This is a genomic window from Algoriphagus resistens (assembly GCF_001442615.1).
Lineage (GTDB): Bacteria > Bacteroidota > Bacteroidia > Cytophagales > Cyclobacteriaceae > Algoriphagus > Algoriphagus resistens.
The window spans coordinates 126931-145367 of record NZ_LMXN01000008.1; the positions used below are offsets into that span (position 1 = coordinate 126931).

Here is an 18437-nt window from a genome sequence, read left to right on the forward strand (position 1 = left end):
TTTAACCCGATAACCTCTGGAGAAATGAAAATTATCAGTTGTTTTTTTTGCTACGCTCCCCTATCGCTTGTTGCTAAAATGGAAAGGACCGGGCTATCTGCCACGGTCCAGTCTCCTCTAGGTTCATACCTGCCTTTAGCTACAGACCCATCTGGGTCAAAAGCTTTCCAACCTTTTTATTGCCAGCCTGGATTTTGTTCCAAACTTGGGTTTAGGCCAAGTTCATTCACCGGGAAAGGCCATAAGTAGTCCCTTTGGGGGTCAAAACTTCTATTCTCCCCACTTTGCAGGAGAATAAAGCCATTTTCATCCACATCCGGGGTAACAGCCGTACCAAATTCCTCTGCAAAATAGAAATTGCCGAGAACAGGCTTGGGCAATTCTACTTCAGCAGTTTTCCATCTGATCAAATCCCAGTAACGGAATCCCTCCAGTGCCAGCTCCACCCGACGTTCCCTACGGATTTCCTCCCGAAGATCCAGTCCATTGGTCGCGGCAAATGCATTACTAATAGGGGCAACCTCTGCCCGGACCCTCAAGGCATTGAGAGTCATATCCAACTCGCTGTCCGAAATTTGACCGTTCAATTCGTAAGCTGCCTCAGCATAGTTCAGGAGCACTTCCGCATATCGTATAATAGCGTAGTCAATGAAGGACCGGGAGTTTTGCCAATCTGTAAGGTTGGCATATCTCCTGTTGGCAAAACCAGTCCTCTGAAAGGAAAGGTTCGGCACATTGAAGGTCGGCTGGGTGGCAATGTATTCGTCCCCTTCCTTAAACAGGGTGGCTTCCATCCGTTTGTCACGGTTGGAAAACACCTCTATAATCTCCGTTGGAGATTGATAAATGGGTGATTTGGACATCGGTAACCCATCTTTCATAAGATAAGAGTCCACGAGTGCTTTAGTTGGATTAGCCGCTCCTGTTTCCAGATTTCGCTGGGCATTATGAAAAAGGATCGATTCCGAAACATCTTTTCCATACTGTCTCACCAGGATATTTTCAGGATTGGAAGGTCCCTCACCCTCATACTGCCACAGACCAAAATAGGACTGAAACAAACTATGGTAACCTGAATCCATACAGGCTTTGGCGGCGTCCAGTGCGAGCTTCAGGTGCTTATCAGCATCCCCGGTTCCGTGATATTTTGCAAATGTACCCTCAAAAAGTGCCGCTCTGGATTTAAACGCCATGGCAGCAGTATTGGATACTCTCCCATACCCGGCACCACCCAACTCGGAAGGGGATTTTAGGTTTTCAATCGCATAATCCAGGTCTTCATAGACCGCATCCATCACTTCGGCCCGCGGGGACTTGGGACCAAACAGGCGCTCATCTGTTTCGATCATAGTCTCCAGTATCAGGGGCACATCACCATAGCGCTGCACCAGACTAAAATAAGCCCAGGCACGAAAGAACCTCGCCTCAGCCAGATAGGTTGCCACGATACCCGGATCCACTCCATTATCCGATGCAGCAGGGGCCTTCTCCAGAATGTTATTCGCGGCACGGATGATCCGGTAGGGCGTATTGTAACTCCCGTCTGTGGCTGGAACCAGACGGGTTCCATCGCTGATCGGGTTAGGTCCCGAACCAAAGGCATCATCTGACCATACATCACTTGTCTGCGGCAATCCCGGCAGGAAAGTATATAGATAATTTGACGCCAGCTTGATATCATTTTCAGTCTTCCAAAATGAAGGATCCGATAGGTTGGTCTCGGGGATTCTGTCTATTTCGCAGGAGGTGATCCCCCCGATAATTACGACAGCAAGAACGATGAGTTTATGTGTGATTTTCATATGATTATAATTTGTCTTTTAAGGGCCATATGGAATCTCGCATGCATTATAATCATCCCAGTGTGTGACGCTGGAGTCATGCTCGATTTCATCTGTTTATAATTGTTTTAAGATGGTCAGATGGAATCTTGCAGGATGAGTAATCATCCCGATATGTGTCGTTTTCGACATGCTCGATTTCATGATTGTATCTTGTTTGGGTTAGAAGGATAGATTGATACCCGCAGCCACAGTTCCAAAAAACGGATAGTCAGCCCGCACAGCGTTGTTGTTTTCCGGATCAAACACGCCGTCAAAGACTCCCATTTTCGTGAATGTGAGAATATCCTGGCCAGTGATAAATACCCTGGCCCGGGATAGTTTTACTTTGGAAAGCAGTGATTCGGGCAGCGAATAACCCAGTTGGATATTTTTCAACCTGACATACGCCCCATTGAGCACCCATCTGTCTGAAGCCCGGTAGTTATGCTGGCCCTGTAAAAACGGACGTGGGAAAGCCGCATTGGGATTCTCCGGGGTCCAGTAGTCCTGATGATGGGCCATCGGCATAAACCAGCTCTGACCCATGGGCATTAGCATATCTGTATTTGGCATGAAGCTACGCTGTCCCACACCTTGGAAGAAGATGCTGAAGTCAATACTCCTATAATTAAATCCGGCATTAATCCCAAAGAGGTATCGTTGCTGATCGGTGCTCAGCAGCACCATATCACCGGGATCATCAGTGGTTCCACGACCCTGGGTAATCCGGTCATCCCCGTTCTGATTGATGTATTGAATGTCACCTACACCCGTATTGTTATCCTGAAACGGAGCTCCGTTTACCTGGTCCATTGAGGAGAAATAGCCCGATGCAGTACGGTACCCCCAGATTGAATTAAGCGGATATCCTTCCACTATTGAGTTATTGCCCAGCCCGACTACATTTCTTCCCGAGAATTCAACCAGTTTATTCTTATTGTCCGAGATGTTGAAGGCAGCAGTATAGTTGAAATCAGTCCCGATCTTGTTGCGGTATCTGACCTCTGTTTCCCATCCCCAGGATTTAAGCACTCCATTATTCACCCTAGGTGTACCAACACCAAAAGTAGCGGGAAGCTGAAGCGGGGTAAGCATGTCCCGGTTATGTTTAATATAATAATCAAAGCTCAGCTGTAATTTATTGTCCCAAAAACCCATGTCCGTACCGTAGTTCACCGTTTCGATGGTTTCCCATGACAGGGTGGATGAAGGCACTGAATTTTCATAGAAATAAGTAGTGCGGGTCTCATCCGCTCCCATCACCAGACCCGAGCCGCTGCTGAGCAGACTTAGGTAATCGTAGTAGCCGACTATGTTTCCAAGGGCAGATCCCAATCGGCCCCATGAGGCTCTTAGCTTCAGTTCGGAAATAAAATCAAGGTTGTCATGGAAGAAATTTTCCCGGTGCATATTCCAACCTACTGAGGCAGAAGGAAAAACTTTGAACCGAAGCCCCGGCGCCAGCTTGGAGCTCTCATCTCCCCTGAGCGTACCTTCAAACAGATACTTGTCCATATAGCTATAGTTCACCCTTCCGAATATGGATTGGGTCGCCAGAGTGGAGATAGATTCATTCGTTACTTTTGTATTGTCGTCCCCAAGATTTAAAGAGGGAAGATCATTGGAGATTAAACTTCTGGCCTGTGAAAACTGACTTGAGTAACGGTAATCCTCGTACTGAAAACCTCCAAGCACAGTGATCTTATGCTTTTCACCCAGTGTGATTGCATAATCGGCCAACAGCTGGAAGCTGGTGTTTACCGTATTGCTGTTAGTGACCTCATAGACATTGGGGTTGTTGAGGATAAAAGCCGGTGCTTCTCCCCCTTTGTTCCATAGGTTTACCGTACGCGCAAATCGGTTTCTGTTGTACATCCGAAACTGTTTTCCGTAGATCGCCCGGACCTGAAGTCCCTTTACCAGATCTTTGAGGGTGGCGGTAAATACTCCGTCAAAGTCATTTCTGGAGGTCTTGTCATATCCCCCTTCACTTAAGATTGCATAGGTATTGTTTCCCGAAGTACCCGCTCCGCCAAATAGCCTTCCATCGGGCATAAATACCGGAAATCTCACCCTTGCCTGATACACCTGCTGGAGAAGTCCGTAACCATTGGCCCCCTGAGAAGGGGCGTTGGTATTGTGCTGTGCATAGGAGATCCGGGAATCCAACTTCAAATGTTTACTCAGCTCAGTACCCAGGTTGACCCGTACGTTGTAGCGGTCAAAATCATCCGGCCCTACCTTAAACACTCCTTGTTTCTCATAATAGCCCAGTGATACGAGGTAATTAGTCTTCTCATTTCCTCCGCGTGCGCTGAGGTTGTGTGTCTGCATCGGGGAATAGTCCCGCAGCACCTGGTCCCGGATACTCTTTTGGTTGTAGGTAATCCATCGGTTAGGGTCATTGGGATCCTCCACAAATTCGACCCCATCCCTGATAAACTGTAGCGCCTCGTCATTATACTCCGGCCCGAGCCCTCTATTTGCTCTTGCCAGGTTGGAGAATTCCGCTTCCTGAAGCAAAGTCATCCTATCGGGAACATTAAGAGCCCATTCAGATCCAAATTGTCCTGAATACTCAAACACCGTTTTGCCGGATTTCCCTGTTTTGGTTGTCACCAAAATTACACCCCCCGCCGCCTGGGCGCCATAGATGGCAGCGGCGGCGGCATCTTTTAGCACGGTCACGGTCTCAATATCATTGGGATTGAGTGTCTGCAGCGTGAAAAGCGGTGCAGGAACCCCATCCACCATCAGCAAGGGATTTACATTGCCATTGGCAGAAGTAGCTCCTCTTACCTGGATATTCAATCCTTCTGAACCCGGCTGGCCGCTTGACCGGGTCACATTCAGTCCCGGCGTGGTGCCTTGCAATGCATTGGCCACAGAGGGTACGGGTCTGTTTTCCAGCAGTTCTTTACCTACAGTAGATACTGCTCCTGTCAGGTTTGCTTTCTGCTGGGTGCCATACCCCACTACTACTACTTCGCCTAACTCGGCCACATTCTCAGCCAGCATTACCTCCAGATCAGTCTGGTTACCCACCTTCACTTCCTGTTGGATATAGCCAATAAAGCTAAAAACCACTAGCGCCTCCGGGGAACTCACCTCTAGGCTAAAATTCCCGTTCAAATCCGTTACTACGCCATTTGTAGTGCCTTTCTCAATCACATTAACCCCGGGCATTCCTTCCCGGGTTCCGGAATCATAAACGATTCCTTTCACATTGACCACTCCTTGGGCCAACAAGTTTGCATGAAAACCCAGCTGCAGCACGAGGCCGAGCAGGATTCCCATCAGGGGTTTGGTGTACTTGTTTTTCATAGTGTATTGGTTATTGGATTAGTGATAATTGAATTAAAATTCTTTGGATCGGTCTGGTCTTTTCAGCCGGTATAGGGCTTCCAGGAAATAATAATCCGCATAGTTTAGCGGTACATTGACCTCTTTGGAATGCGGAATACTTCCTGTGGAATTCTTCAAAAGGAAATGATGGTTTTCTCCTAAACCAGCCCTAAAATCAGAAGAGCCGAGGCTGGCCAGAATCTCTTCTGCAGGGTTCTTGTAGTTTTGCTCTGACAAGGGATCCAGGCGCAGCAAGGCCGCTGCCACAATAGAAGAAGTGGATACATCACGGGGAGTGGAAGCCACTACAGCCAAACTCAGATCCCAGGCCGGCACCTTATCCGGGGGCAGATTGGTGTGCCTGAGGTAAAAATCAGCAATCCGCTCCGCCTGTCTCAGAAACTCAGGATCACCTGTAAACTCATAAGCAACAGTGAACCCATAAAGTCCCCAGGCCTGTCCTCTTGCCCAACTGGATTCATCGGAATATCCCTGTGCGGTCTGACGCTGTAAAGCATTACCTGACAGGGTATCGAAATCAACTATCTGGTACGAGGAGTAATCGTTTCTAAAGAAATGAGCCAGCGTGGTCTTGGCATGGCGCACTGCCAGTTCCCGGTAAGAAGGGTCGTCCGTCCACTCTGTCAGACGGAACAACAGCTCCAGATTCATCATGCCGGCAATATTGACCGGGAATATCCACCCACGGGCAGCCTTCCAGCCCCGGTCAGTATCCCAGGACTTAATAGCCCCAACTGTAGGGTTGAATCTGGCAACAAGCGTATTGCCTGCCTCTTGTAAAATTCGCAGATCTGCGTCAGATGGCTCGATGCGGTACCCATGTCCGTAGGAACAGTTGAATATAAACCCCAGATCATGCCCACTGAAAAAACGCATATCCTTGATTTTATCCTGAAAAAAACGGGCTTCACTCTTCCACCTCCTGTCTCCTGAAAGCTCATATAAATACCAGAGACTACCGGGAAAAAAGCCTGCTGTCCAATCATAATCCTCTGCTACCGGCTTGATTGCCCCATTCTCTACCGATCTGGGCAATGCACCGTTCCGGTGACCCCATGTCACCATTTCACCGTACTGTGCCTGGATAAATTCATCCAACTCTGTGCAGCTGTCCGCTTCTTTATTGGTGAAATGAGTACAGGAACCAGCCAGGCATACGCATACCAGGGTAATAAAAAAGTTCGGTAAGGCAGGAATCAGATACTTCATCTTGATGCTTATTAAGACTGAAATTTATCCCTGCCCCAATAAGGACTGATTAAGTATTCTTCATTAAAAGTCCAAAATCATCTTTTTTTGAAAAAAGCTACCCTGGCGTACACAGAAGCCGTTTTATATCGACCCTTCTTGGTCACTTCCGGACAATTTTGGAGTATTGCTGAACGAATCCAACCTATCGCAAAACATCGTTTTCATGAAATAACCTATCGGAGATCTGTAACATGACCGTCTTTACTTCTTCTATTTTTTTAAGAAAGGTTACATTTCATTGATTTTTTTATCTTGCAAGTGAAATGGTAAAGCAGCAACTGGAAATGAAGGGTTATTATGCTCAATTGGTTTTGTTCCTCTTATTTGTCCTGACCGGATCCGCAGCTTATAGTCAAGAACAAACACAATACGAGGGATTGTTTTTCCATAAACTGGGTATTGAGCAAGGATTGAGCAGCAGCAATGCACTCTGTCTACATCAAGATCATCTCAGCAGAATATGGGTAGGCACTATGGACGGTCTTAGCCTTTACGACGGACATAGGGCCCGGATTTTCCAACCCAGTGAAACAGACAACAACAGCTTACTTGGCCATCATGTCCGTGAAATCATTCAAATCGGCGAATCTCTTTGGGTCCTGACCAATTCCGGTATTTCCCAACTTGACCTGACCACCCTGCAATTCCGTCAGTTTCCCATCTCCAACGTCTATACCATAGGTAGTTTTAACGGGCAGCTTCTGGTCTCCACCCAATCGGGGCTGAAGTATATAGATGCAAAAAGCGGTGTCTTCAAACCCAGTTCCCTGTTCCTGCAACACAAAGAAGACATATCCGCATTTCTTGAAACCTCTGAAAATCTCTATGCCACTACCTATTCGAGAAGAATATACCGGCTGAACAAATCATCTCTGGTGATGGAGGAAAACACCATTCCCGAGCTGATCAATGTGGTAAAGATCAGCATGGACAACGATAAATTATGGCTCTCCAGCTACGAGAAAGGAGCGTTGCAACTGGATGCTGACCTGAAGCTGGAAAAGCACTTTCATCAGCATGCTGATACGCCCTATCGGCTAAACAACAACTCAGTACGTGCCATAAAAACGGATAACAGAGGACGGGTCTGGATCGGCACCTTCAAGGGGTTGCATATTTACCATCCAAAGGAGAACAGGGTCACCCTGTATCAATCAGACAATTCCATCCCGGGAAGCCTTCCCCATGATAGTGTCTGGGATATACTAGAGGATCACCAACGTACAATTTGGCTGGCAACTTATTATGGAGGTCTGGGTTACGTCAATCCTGAAAATCATCTGTTCAGCCGCTTTTATCATCAAACATCAGGTTCCAACCGACTGAGCCACTACGTACTCGGTCAGATGGTCGAAGATGAAAACAACCATATTTGGATAGCCACCGAAGGGGGAGGGTTGGATTACTATGACCGAAACACAAATAAAATCGTCAATTATGGCTGGTTTGATCATCCGACTTTCCGGAATAAAAACATCAAATCCCTATGGCTGGATGGCAGCAAGTATCTTTACATAGGTACCCATGAGGGAGGGCTTTTCCGCCTCAACCTGGCCGACCGGCATGTGGAGTCTATTCCTTTCCACCTGAATCCCAAAGTCTCCATTACAGACATCAAACCCTTTCGGGACAAGCTATTGTTGGCCAGTAGCCTAGGGCTTTTATCCTATGATAGGGAGACTGGTGAGATCTCACGGTTCATCAATAGGACTGACAACCAGCATAAACTTCCATCCGGAACCACCTCCTTCCTGGCTGATCATCTTGACAGGATATGGATCGGCACCAAACGTGACGGAATATTCAGATATGATCCTGCAAAAGACAATATGGACCACTTTCATCAGTTCAATTCAGAACTGTTGAGCAATGATATTTTCAGGTTTTATCAGGATTCCAGAAAAAGAATCTGGGTTGGGACATTGGGTGGTGGCATATCCATCTATCAAGAGGATTCTGCCAGCTTCAAAACCTACACCAGAGCCAGCAACGGGCTTCCTTCCGACCAGATCTACGGCATTCAGGAATCCCAGTTTGACAACTATTGGATTGCCACCAGCAAAGGGCTGGTACGCTTCAATCCGGAGAATGGCTTTTTCTATAATTTTGATGTAAAATTCGGATTTCCTATCTCTGAAATCAACCAGAGCTCTCTTTTGCTGACAGAAAACGGCGAACTGTTTGTGGGAGGGATCAATGGACTGGTGTCATTCAATGAACAATTGGCCGTTCAAAAGCAGCGGATTGAAAAGCCTTATTTTTCCCAGCTTATTTTAAACAACCAGCTTGTCCAGCCGGAGAAACATCAGGTGATCCAAGCAGACCTTCCCTTTGTCAGCCAAATCACCTTACTTCCTGAGCATACCTCCTTCAGTATTCTGTTTGCCAATGGCAATTACCTACAGGATAGAAAAAGTAGATTCGCTTACCAGTTGGTCGGTTTTGACAAAGAATGGCTACCCGGAGAAAGCCAATCTGCCTCTTATACCAACCTCAATCCCGGGCGGTATCAGTTTTTGGTCAGGAGTTTTGACCCACAATATCCGGAGAACTTTAAGGAGGCTTCTTTGGAATTGATTGTGAAGCCACCGTTCTACTTCAGTACCGAAGCCTACCTGATCTATCTGACACTGCTGCTGTTGCTTATTTTTGGGATTAATTATTTCTACCTATACCGTAGCCGGCTTCTGGACGAGATCGAACTTGAAAAAAAATCCAACCACCAGATTTTGGTCAACAATAATCAGAAGCTGGAATTTTTCACCAACGTAGCCCATGAATTTCTGACACCCCTGTCCATCATCACCGGTACGCTGGAAGGGCTCCTAGAACAGGCCAAGCTTCCTAAACCACTCTTTAACCGCATACAGATCGCTTATAAAAGTTCTGAGCGGCTGAAGAATCTGGCAAAGGAGCTGCTCGATTTTAGAAAACTGGAACGGGGGCATCTCAAATTGCAGGCCTATCCAACAGATTTAATTTCCTTTAGCAGGGAAGTGTTCAGTTCTTTTGAAAAAATTGCCCAGGACAGGGGAATTCAGTATATCCTCCAGGCCCCCGATAAAGAACTTCCGCTGACCTTTGATCCTGTGCAGCTGGAGAAAGTCTTCTATAATCTGCTTTCCAACTCCTTCAAGCATGTGGATCAGCGCACAGGAAAAGTAAGGTTGGAAATATTGGAAGGCACCACTGAGGTTCAGGTCCGCTTTATAGACAACGGTCCTGGAATCCCGAAAGAGGAAGCGAAAAAGATTTTTGACAGATTCCATCAGCTGAACAACATCCACAAAAAGCAAGGGCAATTCGGCGTAGGGATTGGCCTGGCCCTGTCCAAAGGAATCATAGAAGCCCATGCAGGAGAAATCACCGTGATAAGTGAACCCGCAGAAAGTACATGCTTCTGCCTTACACTGAAAAAAGGAGACCTACATCTCCCAAAGGATTTTCTGGCCATTGAGCCGTCCCGGTCGGAGGAATTTTTCCTCCCCGACCCCGACTGGAAGCTGGCACCCAACCCGGAAGGTGTGCCCACCGCACCGGAAAATGCCCCTAGAATCCTGTTAGTAGATGACAATGCGGACTTTCGTGATTTCATCAAAAACACCTTAAGTGACAGCTTTATAGTGCTGGAAGCCTCCAATGGAAAAGAGGGGCTGTCAACGGCTTTGAAAGAGCTTCCTGATCTGGTTATTTCAGATGTGGTCATGCCAGAAATGACAGGGACTAAACTTGCCAAACGGCTAAAAAGGAATCTGCATACCTGTCATATTCCCATCATTTTACTTACTGCCAGGATCGAAACCAACCTGAGGATCAAAGGTCTTGAAACTGGTGCGGACGATTATCTTTCCAAGCCTGTCAACCCACGCCTGCTAAAAACCCGGATCCTAAACCTTCTCAGGAATCAGTCCCAGCTACTCCGGGCGCTGGAAGAAAACCGGCAGCTGAGTCTGAATAAGGAGTTATTGGCGCAGGTCGATCAGGAGTTTCTTGAGAAGTCCAAAGCATATGTACTGGAAAACCTGAACAAAGAGACATTGAATGTGCTGGCGTTTTCGCGGGAGATGGGACTGAGCCGTACGCGTCTTTTCGAGCGAATTAAAGAAGTCTCCGGTCAGACTCCCAATGATTTTATCCAAAAGATCCGATTGGAAAAGGCAGCAGAACTCATCTCTTGTCATCCCGGGCTCAGCATAGCCGAAATCGCGGAAATAACAGGGTTCAATACGCCACGTTATTTCAGTCAGTGTTTCCGTAATCACTTCGGATGCAGCCCTAGTCACTATGCTAAGTAGCATGCAAAAGTTAAAAATAGAATAATTTAATGTTAAAATGGTTGGCTGTTACCGGGGCAATAGCAAATATGGGATCCGGAAAAAGAAAAAGTGGTCTGTGCCGATAAGCTCCAGCGCAGCAACTACAGACCACAGTGAAATTTATGCAGATCTGGAATATGAGTTCCGGGCCCGGTCATCCGAATCAATCGGTGAAACCGCCCAGGGATCAGATTTATGGCTCGAAACAAAATCCATTTTATGGGTAAGCCCCTTCTTCTGCAACCAATAATCAAGGTCTCTTGCTTCAGCATTATCAAGAAACTTTTTGGCTTTTTTATATTCTTTTGCAAGTAATTGCTCGTCAAAACTTACTTTTTCGAGGATGGTTTTATAGTAATCCAGAAAAGAATTTTTATTCATTTTTACACTACTTTATGTTACACATCTTTTGCACAAGCTTAAGTGTGCCAAGGGAAAGCCCCCTTACCACTAAATAGTTATCATAGTAGCCAGTCATGGCAACCACTACTAGAACTCCATTCCCAGGCCGTGATGGAGCCTCTAAAAAACAGATTTAAAAGAAGTACGGGCGACCCAATGCAGGCCGCCCGTACTTCTATTATCCAATGTTGATTGTTCTTGACGGCTTTTTCTTGGCTTCTTCACGCTTAGGGATCACCAAGCGGAGAATACCGTCTTCATACTTCCCTTCTATGCTGTCACTCTCAACGGTATTGGGCAGATAAAACGAACGTGAGAAGGCTCTATAGCTGAACTCTTTACGGGTATATCCCCTTTCTTCATTGTCTGTGTTTTCCGAATTTTCGGAAACCTCACCTTGAATAATCAGCGTATTGTTATCAAGTTCCACCTTGAAATCTTCCTTTTTCATTCCGGGAACTGCCATCTCCACCCGGAAATCGTTGCCCGTTTCCGATATGTTGACCCGCGGAAGGGTGTTGCTCTGAGACTGTCTTTCGCCGCTGAACGAATCCAGCCAATCGAATAAACTTCTGCCCGGAAAGTCCTCAAAGAAAGGAGTCGAAGGGCTAAAACCGTTTCTTTTCATTAATGTGTTCATTGCTTTACATTTTAATAGTTAAACAAATAAACGTTCTGGGCAACAAAATCCTGAGATGCTCAAGACTATGATAACCAGAAAACTGAGAGCAGAATCGCGATTCCGGCAAGATAAAAATCAAGTAAAATGCCAATCTGGAATTAAAACAATTTTGTCAGTTTTACGCTGAAAAAATGTCAGTTTTAATCCGTTTATTTTACGTTTTTTAATGATCAGGTAGCCTGTCCCGACCTCGTTTTGGAGAATCCCGTTGCTGCCAGTTGGGATGAATTCTATGGTCAGGTATAGTATCCCAGGTACGGGAAACCGTAACAGAAAAGCCATCAAGAAATTTCCCGATGGCTTTCAGTTTCTCCAATTTAGCTCAGCTATTTTGCAAAGTGAACAGTAGCCACGACCGGGAGATGATCGGAGGGATAACGCTGCTCTCTTGCATCTGTCAATACAGCGTACTTGGAGACTACAAAATCATCACTTACAAACACATAATCAATTCGGTTTTTCATCGGTGCCGTAAATCGAAAGGAGTTGGTAGTGCCTACCGGCCCATATGGTGGCATTTTGGTCACGGTGTAGGAATCATTGAGCAGGGCAGACAATCCAATTATCTGCTCGGTATCAGGAGTAGAATTGAAATCCCCTGTACATATTACGGGTTTGCTTTTGGCTATTTCCTGGATTTTTTGCACCATCAGCTTGCCTGATTCTTTTCGGGCGACTACACCTTGATGATCGAAGTGTGCATTGAATACGTAAAATTCCTTTTTTGATTTCTTATCTATGAACAGGGCCCATGAAGCAATTCTATTGCAGCAGGTGGCATCCCAGCCCAATCCAGGCTTGTCAGGCGTCTCACTCAGCCAGAAATCACCAGATTCGAGCAAGTCAAACCTAGCTGTTTTATAAAGTATCGCAGAATGCTCCCCGGCAGTCTTGCCATCATCACGTCCTGCCCCTACAAATGCAAAACCCGGCATTTCGAGAAGGCCGTTAAGCTGGTGGATAAATCCCTCCTGGGTCCCTATGATATCAAAATCATGGTATTGAATTAAAGCCTTTACGTTTTCTTTCCGGTGCGGCCACGCATTCAGGCTATCCTTAGGGGTGTCCATTCTTAGATTGTAACTTGCCACCTTTATTTCAGCATCTTGCTGGCAAAAAGCTGAAATAGATACTAGTAGGGCAAAAATAGTTGCTAGATATATTTTCATTATGTATAGGTTTAAAACCCTCCGTAAGTCTTTCTAAGAAATACTTACGGAGGGAATTTGAATTGAACTAATTACTAATTACCAACCCGGATTCTGTCCCAAGGCAGGGTTTCGGATGATATCAGTTTCCGGAATAGGATACAGGTATTTTTTATCCATCCATTCCCTCACTCCCGGATTAAAGATCACTTCCCCGGAAGTGCCATTGGAAAGCTGGATCCTACCTGTAGCTGAAGATGGGCTTACATCTACAAACGCGATAGCTGGATTGGAAGACTCAGGTTTGGTGCCCTGGTAGAACAACACATCCATTATTCCATCACTATTGAGATCATATTCCCCCAAAGCAGGGACATACATCCCATTCATAGGAGAATCCGCAAATAGCTCGCCTAGGTGCCATCTCCGTAAATCGTCCGGACGAAGCCCTTCAAACACCAACTCAACTGCCCGTTCCCTCAAAACTTCCAAAAGAACAGGATCTGTAAATTTACCCTTATAGTAATTAACCAAATAAGGATCTGCTTCTGTAGGTAATGTCGTCAACGTCGCACCTGTGATCCCGGCACGGGCACGAAGTGCTCCAATGGTCTCCGCCCAGTCCCCGGGAGTCATAGCCCCTAATTCCGCCAATGCTTCTGCCTTGTTCAACAATACTTCAGCATACCTCATGATAATATGGGCATTGTCATTCCGGCTTTCGTCATCATAAGGGAAACGCTCATCATAACACCATTTGATAGGCTGATAACCGGTAAATGTCTGGTTGAAGTTAGGGGGAGCGACAACCGGTATACCATTCTCCGTGCGGTGATAATCCCCCAGACGAACCGTTTGCTTCAGACGGAGATCCCTGTTTTTCACTTCATCTACAAATGGGGTAGTCTTGTAGTCCGGATTGTCGGTGAACGGGGTACCGTCCAGGTTCAGGTAAGTGTTGACAAAATTACGGGTCAGACTTGGCCTGTTGCCATACGTCGGGCTGATGAAACGCCGGTTGGCAGAACTGAACACCTGAAGACTTGCATCCAAAGCCACGGCCAAAATAGTCTCATCGGCAAACGGGGTTTTGGTGATGAAAATATCCCTGTAGGAACGGTCATCCTGAGCTGCCTGATGTAGTGTAAATCCGTCGATTTCCCCGGCAGTGTTTACCACTTCCTGATACCATGCATCTGCAGTGCCCTGCATACCGTATTCCGTATGGTATTTTCTAAAGGCTGCTTCAAATAGCGCAATCCGGGTCTTATACGCTCTAGCTACATTTTTGGTGATCCTGGTGGACGAAGCATCAGAAGTCAGGGTGATATTTTCGATGGCATAGTCCAAGTCTTCCAAGACTTTGTCCATGACCATAAACCTATCGTCTCTGGGCCCATAGAGCGTTACGCTGTCTGTGATCTCAATAGTTTGGTCAATCCATGGCACATCGCCGAAGCGCTTCACCTTGTCGAAATAAAACAGGGCCCTAAAGAATCTGGCCATGCCGATATAATGGTTCTTTTCAGCAACCGGGCTCGTTTCCGCATTCTCGATAAAATAGTTGATGTTTCGCAAAGCGCTCCAAGACCAACCCGAACTAGTAACCGGACTCAGTGCATTCACGGCCAGGTAAGTATCTACCCCATTTCTGGCCACAAGATCAGAAACATCATCCCCTTGGAAAACGCCCACATCGGTGCCGGGCAAGATATTATAAAAGGAATTGCTGTATAGTTCCAGCCCGTTGGCAGAACCAAATATTGCCTGATTGGTGGCAGTATCCACCGGATACTCATCCAGGTTGCAGGATACGACGGCAGCTAGTAGAAGAAATGATAGTATATAATGAAATATTTTCATGGCTGTTCGAATTAAAAGTTAACTGTAAGTCCTGCCGAAATAGCCTTTAGCATAGGATAGTTATATCCATCACCGCTTGTGCCTCCACTCAGATCCCGGTCAGATCCATAGATACTGGTCACATCCGTATCTTTGGTCCATTTATACAAGGAAGACCAAGTCCAGAGATTTTCGGCAGAAAGGTAAATCTTCACGTCGTTGGCACGGATTTTTTTTGTCAGGTGCTGAGGCAAAGTGTATCCCACCTGTATGTTTCGCAGACGGATATAAGCAACATTTTGCATGTATCGATCATTGGGCATTCGGAGCGCTCTTCCGGTTCCCTGGGCGATGTAGCCCACCAATCTGGGCAGGTAAGCGTCGAAATTCCCAAGTTCTTCCCTGAACATATTGTCTTCATGCCAGCTAGGATATTGGTTGTATGGACGGTTGTATTGCCCCCAGAACCGGGATTCTCCCGAAGGATACCAGTCCTGCTTCAACACACCCTGGAAGAAAGCCCCTATAAAGAATCCGTTCCAATCGGCATTTAGATTAATACCATAGGTATAGCGTGGTTCTGAGTTCCCGATGATTGATTTATCCCCAGAATCCCCTACCCGATCCGAACCGTGATAGATGACATCATCGCCATCCAGATTTTTGAATTTCAGATCACCCACATAGTTCTTCCTGGTATTGGTATTCGGGATATTTGACTGAGAAGGGGAATTGAGGATTTCCTCTTCAGAGCGGAACAGTCCTTCCACCTGATATCCCCAGATTTCCCCGACCCTTTGGCCCTCATAGTAATCACTCAGGTTCTTGTCAGGATTGTTGTATTTGGTGATATAGGCTTTGTAATCGGACATGGTCAGTCTGACATTATAGTTGAACGGCTTCTCTGCCAACATAAAATCGTCATTCCAGGTAACTGTAGCTTCCCAGCCTGTGGTCTCGAGGTCTGCGTAGTTGCCTTTTGGCACGGTAGTTCCGTAGATCGCCGGCAAAGATGGTCCAACTGTAAACATGTCCGTGGTCCAACGTCGGTACCAATCAGCTGTAAATTGAAGTTTATTATTTACACTGGCAAAGTCCAACCCGATGTCTGCAGTAGTAGAGGTTTCCCAGGTAAGTCCCTGAGGGACTACACCAGGCATACTCGTGGCTTGTGGCCGCTGCCCATTGATAATTCTGCCCATTTGAGTAATGGAGAAATTCTCGGTGAAGGAGTAGGGGTCGATGTTTCCATTACCCAACGAACCATAGGATGCGCGGACTTTCAAGCTGGTCAAAACACTGGGTTTCACTTTCCAGAACTGCTCCTCCGATACCGCCCAGCCCACCGAACCTGACGGGAAGAATGCCCACTGTTGGTCTGTCGGGAATTTGGAAGAACCATCATAACGCCCGTTAACCTCAACCAAATAACGGCCCAGGTAATCATAATTCACACGGAAAAAAGATCCTGCAATCGCCCATTTTTCGTAACCTCCATTGGTAACGATACTTTGTCCCAAGGCAAGATTGAGGTCATCAGCGTCCGGGAATACGATTCCGTTTCTCCTGGTGGTCAGGTTGTCATACACTGATGTCTCGTAATTGAACCCCAGCAACAGCCCCAGATTATGGGCGTCTTTAAAGGTATTCAGGTAATTGGCATACAAGTTTGTGGCGTAATACTGAGTAGTATTTCTCCGATCCTGGAGATCGTTTGTATTGGTACCGGTATAACCTGTCACTCCTTCATATCTGCTGTAGGGAACCTGCACCCGCTTCTGAAAGTAACTATTGTCATTGGACTGAAAAGTAAAATTCCCGTTCAGGGTCAGCTTTTTATCAAATAACTCAGCCTTTGCGGCAAATCGGTTTTTCAGGAAGCGTTGCACCTGGTCCACGGCATTTCTTCCTATGTAATAGTCCCCCACTGTATAGGCCGCAGGAAATGACAAGGAGCCGTCAGGGTTCAACAAAGGAGCAAGCGGGTGCCCTTCATCGGCCATGTTTCGCCATATCCCGCTGCCTTCGCCCACGTTCAAAGGCTGATGATAAGACATTCGGGAGAAATCAGTGTTATTTTCCACCTGTAACCAAGGGGTCACCTGAATAGTCCCTTTGGCACGGAGGTTATACATCGAGTAGTTATCTGTATTGTAACGGAACAACCCATCCTGACCATTGTACCGACCACTTACATAGTAGGATGCTTTATTGTCTCCACCGGTCAAAGCCAGGTTATGGTCCTGTGCGAAAAAGTTGTCCTTGTACAATTCCCTATACCAGTCAGTACTGTAGTAGTATTGGTATTCCCCGGTAGACGGATCAACTTCTACCCTAGGTAGGGAGGGGTCCTCCCATCTTCTCTTGATCTCCTCCAGGTAAGCAGGAGAGAATGGCAAGGTTTTGTTGATTGCCGTAGGCGTATTTCCGTTGTCATTCCAGTTAGACCAGGCATCGCTGAATCCCTTCGCCCAAGGGTAAGATTCTGTAATATTGTCAGGAATTGTAGTCGGCGATTTAGCCGAAAAGTTAGAAGAATAGGTAACTGAGATCTTCCCTTCCGTAGCCGCTTTGGTGGTAATCAGTACCACTCCAAATGCTGCTCTGGCGCCATAAATGGAAGCGGATGCGGCATCTTTCAGGACAGTAACACTGGCTATATCATTTGGGTTGAGCATTTTGGGATCACCCTCCACCCCGTCTATCAATACCAAGGCACTTCCCTGCTGGCCAATGGAAGTAGTTCCACGGACGTTGAAGGAAGGGGATTGGGTAGGTTTCCCATCCAGCATTCTGATGTTCAGGTTAGGGATAGCACCTACCAGACCCTGGGCAATATTGGAAATAGGCCTGTTTTCAAAAACTTCAGAATCCACCTGGTCCACAGCTCCGGTAAGGTTGGCCTTCTTCTGCTGACCATATCCTACCACCACCACTTCATCCAGACTGTTTTCGCTCTGGGCCAAAGTGATGTCAATCACTGCGGTGGAACCCACTGTTACTTCTTGCCTGTCAAAACCGATAAAGGAAAACAGCAATACCTGCCCCGGTGAGGCATCCAGCGAATAGGCTCCGTCCAAGTCTGTCACAGTACCCGTGGCAGTACCTTTCACCAACACAGAGACCCCGGGCATAGGCTCTCCGAATTCATCCCTTACCACACCGGAAATTTTTTCAAAGCGAAGTTCCTTGGTTATTAGCTCATTGTTCTTATTCTTTTGGGTAATAACGCTGATCGCGTTGTTCACCTGCTTAAACCGTAAATTGGTTTGCAAAGCAACATTGTATAAATGCTGCTCTACCGTACTTCCGGACTGGAGGTATTCAATTTCTCCCGCGGATTTTAATGCCTTTTCTGTGTAGAAAAACCTGAAGTCAGAATTTTTCTCAATTGCTTTAAAAAACTGAAGCAATGACTTTGGCTGTCCATCCAGAACTACAAACACTTCATCTATTCCCTTGATCTGGCCATTAGAAGGGCTTGCGAAGAGAGGGCTTACAGTGAGGCACAGAATTGCAATTCCCCTGGCCAATAGTTTGATAGACATTGCTATAAACGGTAATATTTTTTGCATAATTTTGAATTGAAAGTTTGAAACATAGTTTC

The 18437-nt window shown here is 46.5% G+C and carries 9 protein-coding genes; 1 reads left to right on the forward strand and 8 read right to left on the reverse strand.

Features of this window, described 5'->3' with window-relative positions:
• Positions 1-176: 176 nt before the first annotated feature.
• The 3 genes from AS141_RS15235 to AS141_RS15245 form a co-directional block, all read right to left on the reverse strand.
• A complete protein-coding gene (locus tag AS141_RS15235) occupies positions 177-1802 on the reverse strand; it encodes a RagB/SusD family nutrient uptake outer membrane protein (protein WP_057938536.1) in 1626 nt (541 codons plus the stop codon).
• 201 nt (positions 1803-2003) lie between these two features.
• Positions 2004-5147: a SusC/RagA family TonB-linked outer membrane protein gene (locus tag AS141_RS15240; protein WP_057938537.1), complete on the reverse strand. Its 3144-nt coding sequence runs from the start codon at positions 5145-5147 to the stop codon at positions 2004-2006.
• Positions 5148-5180: 33 nt separating this feature from the next.
• A complete protein-coding gene (locus AS141_RS15245) occupies positions 5181-6398 on the reverse strand; it encodes a glycoside hydrolase family protein (RefSeq protein ID WP_057938538.1) in 1218 nt (405 codons plus the stop codon).
• 305 nt (positions 6399-6703) lie between these two features.
• Between AS141_RS15245 and AS141_RS15250 the strand changes: the two genes are divergently transcribed.
• Positions 6704-10735 (forward strand): hybrid sensor histidine kinase/response regulator transcription factor, encoded by a 4032-nt coding sequence (locus AS141_RS15250; RefSeq protein WP_057938539.1) that lies wholly within the window; start codon positions 6704-6706, stop codon positions 10733-10735.
• Between the two features lie 141 nt (positions 10736-10876).
• On the opposite strand, the gene AS141_RS15255 is transcribed toward AS141_RS15250, so the two are convergent.
• The 5 genes from AS141_RS15255 to AS141_RS15280 form a co-directional block, all read right to left on the reverse strand.
• Entirely contained in the window at positions 10877-11137 is a 261-nt protein-coding gene (locus AS141_RS15255; protein WP_057938540.1) for a hypothetical protein, read from the reverse strand.
• 199 nt (positions 11138-11336) lie between these two features.
• A complete protein-coding gene (locus AS141_RS15260) occupies positions 11337-11798 on the reverse strand; it encodes an Hsp20/alpha crystallin family protein (RefSeq protein ID WP_057938541.1) in 462 nt (153 codons plus the stop codon).
• A gap of 368 nt (positions 11799-12166) precedes the next feature.
• A complete protein-coding gene (locus AS141_RS15270) occupies positions 12167-13009 on the reverse strand; it encodes an endonuclease/exonuclease/phosphatase family protein (protein ID WP_057938543.1) in 843 nt (280 codons plus the stop codon).
• A gap of 78 nt (positions 13010-13087) precedes the next feature.
• Positions 13088-14851, reverse strand: a complete 1764-nt coding sequence (locus tag AS141_RS15275; RefSeq protein WP_057938544.1) for a RagB/SusD family nutrient uptake outer membrane protein — start codon at positions 14849-14851, stop codon at positions 13088-13090.
• An 11-nt stretch (positions 14852-14862) separates the two neighbouring features.
• Complete coding sequence (locus AS141_RS15280; protein WP_082632315.1) at positions 14863-18405, reverse strand: SusC/RagA family TonB-linked outer membrane protein; 3543 nt, start codon at positions 18403-18405, stop codon at positions 14863-14865.
• Positions 18406-18437: the final 32 nt, after the last annotated feature.